The 12,031-nt window shown below is 43.5% G+C and carries 11 protein-coding genes and 6 pseudogenes; 10 read left to right on the top strand and 7 right to left on the bottom strand.

Features of this window, described 5'->3' with window-relative positions; genetic code table 11:
- Positions 1-63: 63 nt before the first annotated feature.
- The gene (locus HUK62_RS16545; protein ID WP_176538368.1) at positions 64-348 is read right to left on the bottom strand and encodes a hypothetical protein; all 285 of its coding nucleotides are present in this window, start codon (positions 346-348) and stop codon (positions 64-66) included.
- Positions 349-759: 411 nt separating this feature from the next.
- On the opposite strand from HUK62_RS16545, the pseudogene HUK62_RS16540 reads away from it, so the two are divergent.
- A pseudogene (locus HUK62_RS16540) lies at positions 760-1,388 on the top strand (transposase); the annotation flags it as partial.
- Positions 1,388-1,744: pseudogene (locus tag HUK62_RS16535) on the top strand (transposase); the annotation flags it as partial. The pseudogenes HUK62_RS16540 and HUK62_RS16535, both read left to right, overlap by 1 nt.
- Positions 1,745-1,816: 72 nt before the next feature.
- Here the strand turns inward: HUK62_RS16535 and tnpA are convergent.
- Together tnpA and HUK62_RS16525 are read right to left on the bottom strand one after the other, a co-directional pair.
- A pseudogene (tnpA, locus tag HUK62_RS16530) lies at positions 1,817-2,080 on the bottom strand (IS200/IS605 family transposase); the annotation flags it as partial.
- 32 nt (positions 2,081-2,112) lie between these two features.
- Positions 2,113-3,672, bottom strand: a pseudogene (locus tag HUK62_RS16525) (IS66 family transposase).
- A 60-nt stretch (positions 3,673-3,732) separates the two neighbouring features.
- On the opposite strand from HUK62_RS16525, the gene HUK62_RS16520 reads away from it, so the two are divergent.
- From HUK62_RS16520 to HUK62_RS16510, 3 genes are all read left to right on the top strand, one after another.
- Positions 3,733-4,116: a transposase gene (locus tag HUK62_RS16520; RefSeq protein WP_176538367.1), complete on the top strand. Its 384-nt coding sequence runs from the start codon at positions 3,733-3,735 to the stop codon at positions 4,114-4,116.
- Complete coding sequence (gene tnpB, locus HUK62_RS16515) at positions 4,113-4,448, top strand: IS66 family insertion sequence element accessory protein TnpB (protein ID WP_176536922.1); 336 nt, start codon at positions 4,113-4,115, stop codon at positions 4,446-4,448. The genes HUK62_RS16520 and tnpB (HUK62_RS16515) overlap by 4 nt, the downstream gene beginning before the upstream one ends.
- A 74-nt stretch (positions 4,449-4,522) precedes the next feature.
- Positions 4,523-6,127 carry an IS66 family transposase gene (locus HUK62_RS16510; protein ID WP_176538517.1) on the top strand — a complete coding sequence of 535 codons (1,605 nt, stop codon included), beginning with the start codon at positions 4,523-4,525 and terminating at the stop codon, positions 6,125-6,127.
- Here HUK62_RS16510 and HUK62_RS19250 read toward each other — a convergent pair.
- The 4 genes and pseudogenes from HUK62_RS19250 to HUK62_RS16495 all read right to left on the bottom strand — a co-directional run.
- Positions 6,124-6,258, bottom strand: a complete 135-nt coding sequence (locus HUK62_RS19250) for a hypothetical protein (RefSeq protein WP_267314093.1) — start codon at positions 6,256-6,258, stop codon at positions 6,124-6,126. The two genes, HUK62_RS16510 and HUK62_RS19250, sit on opposite strands and share 4 nt — an antisense overlap.
- 74 nt (positions 6,259-6,332) lie before the next feature.
- The gene (tnpB, locus tag HUK62_RS16505; protein ID WP_176538366.1) at positions 6,333-6,668 is read right to left on the bottom strand and encodes an IS66 family insertion sequence element accessory protein TnpB; all 336 of its coding nucleotides are present in this window, start codon (positions 6,666-6,668) and stop codon (positions 6,333-6,335) included.
- Complete coding sequence (locus HUK62_RS16500) at positions 6,665-7,093, bottom strand: transposase (RefSeq protein ID WP_005401365.1); 429 nt, start codon at positions 7,091-7,093, stop codon at positions 6,665-6,667. Before HUK62_RS16500 ends, tnpB (HUK62_RS16505) begins: the two co-directional genes overlap by 4 nt.
- Positions 7,094-7,175: 82 nt before the next feature.
- Positions 7,176-7,331, bottom strand: a pseudogene (locus tag HUK62_RS16495) (transposase); the annotation flags it as partial.
- Positions 7,332-7,351: 20 nt separating this feature from the next.
- Between HUK62_RS16495 and HUK62_RS16490 the strand changes: the two are divergent.
- The 5 genes and pseudogenes from HUK62_RS16490 (at position 7,352) to ftsL (ending at position 12,024) form a co-directional block, all read left to right on the top strand.
- Positions 7,352-8,410, top strand: coding sequence for an RNA-guided endonuclease TnpB family protein (locus tag HUK62_RS16490; protein ID WP_005401363.1), 1,059 nt, complete (start codon positions 7,352-7,354; stop codon positions 8,408-8,410).
- 2 nt (positions 8,411-8,412) lie between these two features.
- Positions 8,413-9,309, top strand: a pseudogene (locus tag HUK62_RS16485) (sulfate ABC transporter substrate-binding protein).
- Positions 9,310-9,561: 252 nt separating this feature from the next.
- Positions 9,562-10,581, top strand: coding sequence for a sulfate ABC transporter substrate-binding protein (locus HUK62_RS16480; RefSeq protein ID WP_039890570.1), 1,020 nt, complete (start codon positions 9,562-9,564; stop codon positions 10,579-10,581).
- Positions 10,582-10,768: 187 nt separating this feature from the next.
- Positions 10,769-11,692, top strand: coding sequence for a 16S rRNA (cytosine(1402)-N(4))-methyltransferase RsmH (gene rsmH, locus HUK62_RS16475; protein ID WP_004978100.1), 924 nt, complete (start codon positions 10,769-10,771; stop codon positions 11,690-11,692).
- Positions 11,692-12,024, top strand: coding sequence for a cell division protein FtsL (gene ftsL, locus HUK62_RS16470; protein ID WP_004691506.1), 333 nt, complete (start codon positions 11,692-11,694; stop codon positions 12,022-12,024). The genes rsmH and ftsL overlap by 1 nt, the downstream gene beginning before the upstream one ends.
- Positions 12,025-12,031 lie beyond the last annotated feature (7 nt).

Here is a 12,031-nt window from a genome sequence, read left to right as displayed (position 1 = left end):
CAGGCTTTAGTACGCAAATGTCATAACTTGAGAGTGGTTACGACACTGTGGCTTATTTTTAGTTTAGAGGAACAATGATTGCACAAAACGGCTAAAGCGCTGGTTTTGTGTAGCAAAGAAATTTTGTGTCGGTGCAACTTTGATTGAGGTCATGATTTTTAAATCATTATCCGTCATCGTGGTTCGGTCACTGCCTTTTTGTTGACTGATCGCTTTTTCAATCAACGATGTTTTCTCAGTGGGCATCGTCGCTTTGTCATTGCTTTGAATGGCTGCACTATGTCCCAGTTGGCTAAAACAAGCCAAGCCGATACTCAACGTAACGGTATGTAAAAATGTTGCTTTCATGTCCTTTTCCCCCCTCTCAACATGGTATTGGAACAGATTTTTATTAAAGTCATTGGTAATCTAGTTTCAATTTAACCGATTTCACAAATAAAAAAGTAGAGCTGTGTCACACAATTTACAAAATTATAAACAAATTTGGGCTAAATTGACATTTAAACATCAAATATAAATCATTTGGCTTTTTGTACCAAATAACTGTGGAGATAGCATGGAGATTTTGAGCTTGATCTGTGGAGGGTGGATATGGGTTATCCTTAAAAGTGCACAAAATAGTCCTTTTAGAGATATCTTTTTATCAGTATAGCCGTAAAACCTCGCCTTCAGGGCATAGGTATCTATGATCCTAGCCAAAATAATGGACAGCACGTCCCTCTAAAGATAACGTAACTTTAATCTTTGGAGATTCAAGAAATGGCTAAACGTTTTAGTCCTGAATTTAAACAGCAAGCGATTGATTATGCACTTTCAAACCCCCACGAACCTATAGCTGCAATCGCCCAGAAATTAGGTGTTGGTTATTCAACATTGGATAAATGGATTCGTGAAGCCAATCCAGTGGGTTCAAGCAAACGCCAACTTTCATCAGAACAACAGCGGATTTTAGAATTAGAGAAAGAAGTCAAACAGCTCAGGGACGCCAATGACATCTTAAAAAAAGCGCATGTGTACTTTCTGACAGATCATGCCAAGAAAAGTACACGGTAATTCAAGATCTGGATGTGAATGAAGTCACTGTATCTTCTGCCTGTAAATGCCTGGGTGTCAGCACTTCAGGCTATTATGCCTGGCGAAAATGCCAGGCCAATCTAGCGCAGAAATATAATGATTTAAAAGCCGTATATTGGCAGCATCATGCACGATTGGGTGCACCTTCATTGGTACATGACATACATGATTTAGGTTACAGCATGAGCGAACGAACCGTTGGAAGAATGCTTAAAAAGCTTGGTTTACGTAGCAGGATTGCACGTAAATACAAGCATACGACTGATTCAAACCATCGTTTGCCTACAGCGCCTAACTTGTTGGATCGTCAATTTGGCGTTGGTCAATTGAAAGCTACTTCAAGCTTCTAAAACAAGCGGGTCATGATGTTGAATCGTGGCTCCAAACGACCCCTCAAGCAATTTTAAGAAAACTACTTGTTGCGAGTATGGCCTGCGTACTGACATGGCGAATACAACGCTGTAATGATGAACAAACTACTCGAGTAAGAGCCGTACTAACACGACTATCTGGGCGACAGCAAAAGCGAGGGAAAAGAGAAAGTGCACCATCAATACTTGCTGGACTTTCAATCTTATTAAACACCTTGAAGCTACTGGAAAGTTATTCGGTGGATGAGTTAAAGGAAATGGCTAAAATTGCGTTGGGGTATCCACACGAAGATGTGTAGATACCTATACCTTCAGGGCGGGGATGTAAGGCTGCAATCCGCTAGTCCCCTTGTGGGGATTAGCTAGGATTGCTAATGCGGAGTTTGCTGTTGCTGAATATATTGTTTGATAATCCCAATAGGTGTACCATCACATGATGCAGCGAAATAGCTAGGCGACCACAAAGCATTACCCCATAACTTGCTTCTAATTTCAGGGTGCTTGGTTCGTAAAATACGACTGGAAGCACCTTTTAAACTATTTACCAAGCTAGAAATAGCGACCTTTGGCGGATAATGCACAAGTAGATGGACATGATCATCTTCACCATCAAATTCTGCCAACTCGGCTTCAAAGGTAAGCGTGCGCTGAACCCCATAGCTATTTTTTAACTTGGGTTGGATTTCCAGCGGTGTGGCAGTAATTCTTCTATTTGGGTCACTTTATGGATCGGTAACCTTTTCAGCACATCACTGAGATAGGCATACGGATCCAGCCCATTCAGTTTTGCTGACTGGATCAGGGTCATGATATTGGCCGCTCGTTGACCACTACGCAGCGAACCTGCAAATAGCCAGTTCTTGCGCCCCAACGCCCAGGGACGCATCTGATTCTCAACCCAATTATTATCTATAGGTAAATTGCCATCATCCAGATAGCGGCTTAAGGCTGGCCAACGCTTCAGAGTGTAATTGATGGCCTTGGCGGTGGGAGAACTCGATGCCACTGTCAGATGATGTTGGTTGAGCCATTCATATAGTTGTTGCATCACTGGTTGACTATGCTGTTGTCGGTATTCGCGGCGGTGTTCTGCTGTACCATCCGTCTTTTTCCTGAGTTCTGCTTCTATGGCATACAGTTTCTGAATCAGCACTAATACCTGTTCAGCGACCTGACTTTTTTTGGTCACATGCAGTTCATGCAATTTACGACGTGCATGCGCCATACAGCCCACCTCAATGACCTGGCCTGATTTAAAGCGTGCTTTATAACCACTGTAATCATCACAGACCAGATGCCCCTGCCAGCCTTTCAGGAACTCTTCAGCATGCTGACCTGAACGGCTATCTTGAAAGTCATAGATCACCGCCTGAACTGGATTGTACTGTGTGGTGGCATAGGCCCAGACATAACCTTTCTTCGGTTTTTTCTCATCATCCCCCATCTGCATGATGATGACTGGTGTTTCATCTGCATGCAGCACCTGTTGTTGCAGCACAAGCTATTTTAAGGCATTGGTCAGAGGTTCAAGTTCTACCCCACAGCGTCCAATCCAGTCAGATAATGTGGATCTGGAAAGATCAACACCTGCGCGTAGAAAGATTTGACGTTGACGATATAGCGGTAAATGATCAGCGTATTTGGAAACCAGCACATGGCTGAGCAATTCAGGTGTAGCGATTCCTTTATCAATAACATACGCAGCCATCGCTTGTTGAGTCAGGGTGTCACACTGATCACAGACCCATTTGCCACGCACATGCTGTTCCTTATAGAACTGTGCCGGTCTGAAATGTAGTTTTTCACTGATATCTTCGCCGATACGACGCAAGGTGCAGCCACAAGCACATTGGGTTGATGTTGGTTCATGCTCGATACGGATGGTGTGTAGATGATCGGGCAGCAGTCGACGTTTACGTTTGTTGACTGTGGCTTTGTGTGTCGCTGCATCAGTTTTATCTGCATTCAGCCGTTCCAGTTCCAGATCAACAGCGGCAATATCTTCTTCGACCGCTTCATCCCACAGATGGATTTGTTTTGCGGTGAGATGTTCGTTTTTACTGCCAAATTTGTGCTGTTTAAATAGTGCGAGCTCATGCTCGTATTTTTGCGTGAGAATGGAAAGATGTTGAACTTTAGAATCTAATTGCTGATTGGTGACTTCAAGATGCTGAACTTTGGCATCTAATTGCTGGTTTGATGTAAGCGTCCGCTGAACACACCTTATGAATTCATCCTATAAGCCTTAATTTAGTCCCCACTTAAAAACAAGTGGGGACTAAAATTTATGACTACAAATCACCAGACATCCATCGCATCTCTTGCGAAAAAACGAAGAACATACAGTGCTGAATTTAAACAGCAGATCGTTCAGGCTTGTAAAGCATCGGAGGTTTCAATTGCTTCGGTCGCTTTGCAACATGGATTGAATACAAATCTTGTATCCAAATGGATTCGCTTAATTGATGGTAAGCCAGGGAATGATCGCTCACCACTACCGAATAAACCTGCATTTATTGCCTTATCTTGCTCCGCACCATTAGATCCTACTCCTACTGACATGTTAACGGTTCAAATTACTTTACCCCACTCAAAAGCAGAAATTGGCTTGAAATGGCAAGTATCAGAAATATCTGCTTTAGCAGAATTACTCAAGGCACTTGCAACATGATCCGCATTGATGAAATCTGGCTTTCTAGCCAACCTCTGGATATGCGAGCAGGGATGGATACTATCATGGCTCAGGTGGTGAGAGCCTTTGGCTACATTAAACCGCATTGTGCTTACCTGTTCTGTAATAAACGTGGCCATCGCATGAAAGTGCTGGTACATGATGGACTGGGCATCTGGCTGTGTGCCCGGCGGCTGGAACAGGGAAAATTCCACTGGGCGCAGGTTCACCAGGGTGAAAGCATGGCGATCAGTCCGGAACAGTTACAGGCACTGATCCAGGGTTTACCTTGGCAGCGCATTGGACGACAGCAGGTGGTGACGATGCTCTAAACCAGGCTGTTCCATTCTGCTATTCTCCAAACGTTCTATTTCATTCTTCTCATGACCTCAGGCATACTGCGGTCATGAAAATGCTGCCTGATTTAAGCCAACTGACCCATGAACAACTGCTGGAATTTACCCGGCAGTTGGCGATGCAGCATCAGTCTCTGGCACAATCAAATCAAGAATTAGAAAAATCAAACCAGCAATTGGATGCCAAAGTTCAGCATCTTTCTATTCTCAATCAAAAATACGAGCATGAGCTCGCACTATTTAAACAGCACAAATTTGGCAGTAAAAACGAACATCTCACCGCAAAACAAATCCATCTGTGGGACGAAGCGGTTGAAGAGGATATCGCAGCAGTTGATTTGGAACTGGAGCGGCTGAATGCAGATAAAACCAATGCAGCGACACAGAAAGCCAAAACCAATAAACCTAAACGTCGACCACTGCCAGATCATCTACACACCATCCGTATTGAGCATGAACCTGCATCAACCCAATGTGCTTGTGGCTGCCAACTCCGTCGTATCGGCGAAGATGTCAGTGAAAAACTGCATTTCAGACCGGCACAGTTCTATAAGGAACAGCATGTGCGTGGTAAATGGGTCTGTGATCAGTGTGACACCCTGACTCAGCAAGCGATGCCCGCCTATGTGATTGATAAAGGCATTGCTTCACCTGAATTGCTCAGCCATGTGCTGGTATCGAAGTATGCCGATCATTTGCCGCTGTACCGTCAACGTCTGATCTATCAGCGGGCGGGAATCGAACTTTCTAGATCAACTTTATCTGACTGGATAGGTCGCTGCGGTGTAGAACTGGAACCTCTGGTCAATGCCTTAAAAGAGGTGGTGCTGCAACAGCGGGTGCTGCATGCAGATGAAACACCGGTCACCATCATGCGGATGGGTGATGATGAGAAAAAACCGAAGAAAGGTTATGTCTGGGCCTATGCCACTACACAGTACAATCCAGTTCAAGCGGTGATCTATGACTTTCAGGATAGCCGTTCAGGTCAGCATGCAGAAGAGTTCCTGAATGGCTGGCAGGGCCATCTGGTCTGTGATGATTACAGTGGTTATAAAGCACGCTTTAAATCAGGCGATGTCATTGAGGTGGGCTGCATGGCGCATGCACGTCGTAAATTCCATGAGCTACATGTGACTGGGAAAAGTCAGATCGCTGAACAGGCATTACTGATGATTCAGAAACTGTATGCGATAGAAGCAGAACTCAGGAAAAAGACCGATAGTACAGCAGAACACCGCCGCGAATACCGACAACAGCACAGCCAACCGGTGATGCAACAACTGTATGAATGGCTCAACCAACATTATCTGACGGTGCCATCGAGTTCTCCAACCGCCAAGGCCATCAATTACAGTCTGAAGCGTTGGCCAGCCTTAAGCCGCTATCTGGATGATGGCAATCTACCCATTGACAATAACTGGGCAGAGAACTCAATGCGTCCCTGGGCATTGGGCCGTAAGAACTGGTTGTTTGCAGGTTCGCTGCGCAGTGGACAGCGAGCGGCAAATATCATGACTTTAATCCAGTCAGCAAAGCTGAATGGGCTGGATCCGTATGCCTATTTAAGTGATGTGCTGAAAAGGCTGCCGACGCATAAAGCGACCCAAATAGAAGAATTACTACCACATCGCTGGAAATCCAACTCAAATTAAAAAATAGGCATGGGGTTCAGCGGACGCTTACGGTTTGATTGTGCCAGAGACTGATGTTGCATTGCCAACTGTCTAGTAAATTCCAGCAGTTGTTCATGGGTCAGTTGGCTTAAATCAGGCAGTGTATTCATGACCGCAGTATGCCTGAGGTCATGAGAAGAATGAAATAGAACGTTTGGAGAATAGCAGAATGGACCAAGCTAGTTTAGAGCATTGTGACCAATTGCTGTCGTCCAATGCGCTGCCAAGGCAAACCCTGGATCAGTGCCTGTAACTGTTCTGGACTGAGTGCCAGGGTTTCACCCTGATGAAGCTGAACCCAGTGGAATTTTCCCTGTTCCAGCCGCCGGGCACACAGCCAGATACCCAATCCATCATGTACCAGCAGTTTCATGCGATGGCCACGTTTATTACAGAACAGGTAAGCGCAATGCGGTTTGATGTAGCCAAAGGCTCTCAGCACCTGAGTCATGACAGTATCCATACCTGCACGCATATCCATCGGCTGGGTAGCAAGCCAGATTTCATCAATACGGATCATTGAGTCAAACCCTGGATCAGCACCAGTAATTCAGTTACTGACTCCACCGGCCAGTCGATCTCGATCATCTGACCCCTTACGGAACCTGGTTCCTCATGTAGTGGAATCCTAATATGAGCGACAACTTTCTTCTCTGGTACAGGTGGCGGAGGTGCTTCTTGTCTGACTGGAGTCGGGTGAAGAATGACGGGAAGGAAGTCGGTCTGTGGAATAGATGGGGGTGTTAATGATGGAACCATTGATCTGGACTGACGAATCCATTTATGCAACAGATTCGCATTGACCTGATGTTGCATTGCCACCTTGGCCACTGATGTGTCTGGCTGCTGACATTGCTGAATAAGTTGATGTTTAAATTCAGCCGTGAAGGTTCGACGGGGCTTTTTTAGGGTTGGTGTGCTGTCTATAACTGTCTTTAAATCCATAAATAGGTGTCCACTTAAATTTTAGTGGACACTATCGCGGTATTAATGAGTTAGAAAAAGTGGGGTTCAGCGGACGCTTACCTTCAAAGTCTAAACAAACACGCTCAAACACTTCACGCATTGTTTCAAGCATTGCTTTGGTAAAAACATCTCTACGATATTTAGCGACAAAGACTAAATGAACGTGCATATTAAAAACACAATGACGACCTGTTCTAATCTCTTGACTATTGCTCATAGACCAAATATATTTTAGTAATGAAAACACTTAAATTACGAATAAAAGACAAACATTGCAAGATGCTAGACCAACTAGCAGTAGAGGTGAACTTTGTTTGGAATTATGTCAATGATTTGTGTTTCAAGCACCTACAACGTAAACAACAATTCTTTTCAGCATACGATATTGCTCAATACACGAAAGGCACATCAAAAGAATGTAACTTACATAGCCAAACCATACAGGCAATTGCAGAAGAATTAGTTACACGAAGAAAGCAGTTTAAAAAAGCCAAGCTAAAATGGCGTGTCAGTAACAACAAATCTGCAAGACGCTCATTAGGCTGGATACCTTTTAAGAAAGTAGCCATTAAATACGCCGATGGCTATGTGCAATATGGCAAGCACCAATTCAAACTATGGGACAGCTACGGACTAAGCAAATACAACGTCAAAACAGGCTCATTTGTAGAAGACAGTCGTGGACGTTGGTATGTTTGCCTTGTGGTTGATGATATTCAACAAGTTAAAGCTATAGCTAAAGGCTCAATTGGCATAGACTTGGGTTTGAAAGATTTAGCCACTTGTTCAGATGGTGTGAAACTCGAAGCTCCTAAAATCTATCGCCAATATGAGGAAAAACTTGGCATTGCTCAAAGAGCAAAAAATAAGAAACGTGTCAAAGCGATTCACGCCAAGATTAAAAATATACGCCAAAATATGTTGCATCAATTCAGCCATAAACTGGTGAATGCACATGCAGCAATCTTTGTTGGCAATGTGAATGCTAAAGCATTAGCACAAACTAGATTAGCGAAGTCAGTGTTAGATGCCAGTTGGACAACACTAAGAACCATGCTCAAGTATAAATGCGAGAACGCAGGAGTATGGTATGGAGAAGTCAACGAAGCCTATACGACCCAAACATGTTCGTGCTGTGGCTCACGCTCTAGCAGTCCGAAAGGTAGAGCAGGTCTTGGAATAAGAGAATGGCAGTGTATGGAGTGCGGTACGCTCCATGATAGGGATATAAATTCCGCACTGAATATTCTTGCGCTCGGACATGAGCGTCTCGGAGGAGGAATCCCCGTTCTTTAGGTCTGGGAGGATGTCAACAAGAATATAACCAAGCCTTTGGACAGTATCAGTATTGGAAAAGCAAAGCTGGGCAGGAGGTCAACTTTAAACAGTCTCATGGTGGATCGGGCAAGCAAGCACGTGCCGTTGCAACGGGTCTCCAAGCAGATGTGGTGGCCTTGGCCAATGATATTGATGAAATTGTGAATACTGGACAAATTGATAAAAACTGGCAAAAAGAATTTCTAAATAATTCTGCACCTTATACTTCAACCATTGTTTTTTTAGTGCGTAAAGGTAATCCAAACAAATTAAAGACTGGAATGATTTAACCAAGCTGGGGGTGAGATCATTACCTCAAAACCAAAAACAAGCGATGCGCCGCGTTGGATCTATTTATCTGCTTGGGGGTATGCGTTAAAACAACCTGGAGGTAATGATGCTAAAGCCAAAGAATTGGTGAAAAACTGTATCAAAATGTCAAAGTTCTTGATTCAGGCGCGCGAGGTTCATTGACCACGTTTGCTGAACGGGGCATAGGTGATGTGTTGTTGTCTTGGGAAAATGAAGCTTTACTGGCAACTCAAGGCCTAGGTAAAGACAAATACGATATTGTTTATCCGTCTATTTCGTTTTTAGCGGAGCCGTCAGTTGCGATTGTAGACAAAACCGTGGACAAAAATGGCAATCGAAATTTGGCCAAGGGCTATTTAAACTATCTGTATTCGCCAAAAGGGCAGGAGTTGGCGGCGAAGCATTTCTTCCGTCCACGAAATAAACAAGTGGCGAACAAATACCTTGCGCAATTTCCAAAGCAAAAAACCTTTAATATTAATGATGTCTTTGGAGGGTGGGCCAAAGCGCAGAAAACTCACTTTGTAAATGGTGCGATCTTTGATCAAATTTATACTGAAAAATAAACGTGCTGCGGTTTAATGAGATCACGTTCGGACATAAAAGTGGATATACGCATATCCACTTTTATTATATTTTAAGCATAAAAATGTATATAATAAGAATAAGTAAAGTGTTTGCTATTATTTTAAATAAAAACAATTCATTAAGTCTTAGTGATGTAAAAATAATGTGTATTTAAAAAACAAAAGCGAATTGCGATTTATGATTTTGTTTCATATATTTAGCATAATTCTTGATATTTAATTTAATACGCTATGAAAACGCATTTGAAATCTCTCTGGGCTGCTGCCGTAGTGGCAACAGGTCTGACATTCAGTATGACATCAGCTCAAGCAGCTGACCGTACTATGCTCAATGTCTCCTATGATGCAACACGTGAATTTTACGATGAGTTCAATAAATCCTTTGGTGCTTATTGGCAAAGTCGTACAGGGCAAACGGTTGACTTTAAACAGTCACACGGGGGTTCAGGTAAACAAGCCCGTTCGGTCGTGGATGGTCTAAAAGGGGATGTGGTGACCTTGGCCTTAGCCAATGACATTGAAGAAATTGTCAAATCAGGTCAAATTCAGCCGGGTTGGCAAAAAGAGTTCCCAAATAACTCTGCACCTTATACATCGACCATTGTGTTCATGGTACGCAAAGGCAACCCGAAAAAAATTAAGGACTGGTCTGATTTAACCAAACCGGGTGTACAAATTATTACGCCTAATCCTAAAACAGGTGGTCTACCACGTTGGGTGTATCTGTCTGCTTGGGGTTACGCACTGAAACAACCTGGTGGCAATGAGGCCAAAGCCAAAGAGTTCGTAGGTAAAATGTACCATAACGTGAAAGTCATGGACTCTGCGGCACGGGCGTCTATGACCACCTTTGCAGAACGTCGCATTGGTGATGTGTTATTGACTTGGGAAAATGAAGCCTTAGTGACACAAAAAACTTTAGGTAAAAATCAGTTCGATATTGTTTATCCATCGATCTCGATTTTAACCGAGCCTTCGGTGGCAATCGTGGATAAGACCGTGGCGAAAAATGGCAACAAGTGGTTAGCACAGGGTTATATCAACTATTTATATTCACCACTGGGTCAGGAAATGGCGGCGAAACACTTCTATCGTCCACGTAATGCTGCGGTTTTAGAAAAATATAAAGCGCAATTTCCACCGTTAAAAACCTTCACCATTGATGAAGTGTTTGGTGGTTGGGCCAATGCTCAAAAGACCCACTTTGTGAATGGGGCGACTTTCGACCAAATCTATAATAGCCGTAAATAATCCAGTTAATTATTTCAGCTGCTGCTTACAAAGCCTCCCTTGGGAGGCTTTTTTGATAATGAATGCCGTTTAAAAACGGTTTTGTCTATGAAAAGTAATATTTCCCTACAAAAAGTCGTTTGGAGCTTTGTTAAAACAAGGTAATAATGTGCAGTTACATTTTTCCTTCCGATCATATTGAGTCTTTATGTCGCATATTTCTGTATTACTTCACGAAACTGTTGATGCTTTGGTAGCAGATCGCAATACAGGGATTTTCATTGACGGGACGTTTGGTCGTGGCGGACATACGCGTTTGCTGTTGTCTAAGCTAGATGAAAATGCACGTGTCTATGGTTTTGATAAAGACCCGCAAGCACTGGAAACAGCCGCGATTTTAGAACAAGAAGATCCACGTTTTAAAATTATTCATGCCAGCTTTGCTGACCTTAAACATGAGTTAGAAGTACGCGGCATTGGCTTGGTCGATGGGGTTATGGCCGATCTGGGCGTGTCTTCACCGCAGCTTGATCAGGCGGAGCGTGGTTTTAGTTTTATGAAAGATGGACCACTGGATATGCGTATGGACAATTCAAAAGGTCCAACCGCAGCGCAGTGGTTGGTTAATATTGAGGAAGAGGCGTTAGCCAATATTATTTTTCAATATGGTGAAGAGCGTTATAGCCGTCGTATTGCCAAAGCGATTAAAGCGGCCGGATTGATTGAAACCACAGCGCAGTTGGCTGAAATTGTGAAAGTAGCGCACCCGAAATGGGAAAAAAATAAACATGCCGCAACACGAACTTTCCAAGCAATTCGTATTGCCATTAATAAAGAATTAGAAGATATTGAAGTTTTCCTACCGCAAGCGGTAGAAGTATTAAAACCGAATGGTCGCTTGGCTGTGATTAGCTTCCATTCCTTAGAAGATCGATTAATTAAACAATTTATTCAAAAAGAGTCGACACTTGAGGAAGATATGGGTTGGGGTATGCCACAACAACGACCAGATACGCGTCGTTTAAAGAAAGTATCACGTGTGAAAGCAAGTGATGCAGAGGTTAAAGCTAATCCACGTTCACGTAGTGCATGGCTTAGAGTTGCAGAGCGCTTAGCACTTAAAGGCGAATAATGAAAACTGAAGTCGTTGAAAAAATTCCAACAAAGTTAAAGTTTAAGAAGTTGATTGCCTATGTCATTTTATTGGTGCTGGTGTTTATCAGTGCCATGATGGTGGTGTTCCAAGTGTTTGAATACCGTCATGACTATCGCGAAATGAGCTCTTTTATGCGCGAGCGTGATGACTTAAATGCAGAGTGGGGCCGTTTGCTGATTGAACAGCAAACTTTTGGCGCAACTGCACAAATTGGAACGCGCGCGGTGACGCAACTGCGGATGTATTCACCACCTGCGGCGCAAACCGTAGTGATTTCTTTACCCACGACTTCAGAAGACAAAAAATAAGGCCGCT

Origin of the sequence: Acinetobacter sp. NEB 394, assembly GCF_013374795.1 — a bacterium.
GTDB lineage: Bacteria > Pseudomonadota > Gammaproteobacteria > Pseudomonadales > Moraxellaceae > Acinetobacter > Acinetobacter johnsonii.
Note: the sequence above shows the minus strand (reverse complement) of the source record. Positions and strands in the feature narration are given on the sequence as shown.

Coding starts and splice junctions, on each gene's coding strand:
- rsmH (WP_004978100.1), top strand. CDS start 10,769: ATGTCGCATATTTCTGTATTACTTCACGAAACTGTTGATGCTTTGGTA.
- HUK62_RS16490 (WP_005401363.1), top strand. CDS start 7,352: ATGAAAACACTTAAATTACGAATAAAAGACAAACATTGCAAGATGCTA.
- HUK62_RS16480 (WP_039890570.1), top strand. CDS start 9,562: ATGAAAACGCATTTGAAATCTCTCTGGGCTGCTGCCGTAGTGGCAACA.
- tnpB (WP_176538366.1), bottom strand. CDS start 6,668: ATGATCCGTATTGATGAAATCTGGCTTGCTACCCAGCCGATGGATATG.
- HUK62_RS16510 (WP_176538517.1), top strand. CDS start 4,523: ATGAAAATGCTGCCTGATTTAAGCCAACTGACCCATGAACAACTGCTG.
- tnpB (WP_176536922.1), top strand. CDS start 4,113: ATGATCCGCATTGATGAAATCTGGCTTTCTAGCCAACCTCTGGATATG.
- HUK62_RS19250 (WP_267314093.1), bottom strand. CDS start 6,258: ATGAATACACTGCCTGATTTAAGCCAACTGACCCATGAACAACTGCTG.
- HUK62_RS16520 (WP_176538367.1), top strand. CDS start 3,733: ATGACTACAAATCACCAGACATCCATCGCATCTCTTGCGAAAAAACGA.
- ftsL (WP_004691506.1), top strand. CDS start 11,692: ATGAAAACTGAAGTCGTTGAAAAAATTCCAACAAAGTTAAAGTTTAAG.
- HUK62_RS16545 (WP_176538368.1), bottom strand. CDS start 348: ATGAAAGCAACATTTTTACATACCGTTACGTTGAGTATCGGCTTGGCT.
- HUK62_RS16500 (WP_005401365.1), bottom strand. CDS start 7,093: ATGGATTTAAAGACAGTTATAGACAGCACACCAACCCTAAAAAAGCCC.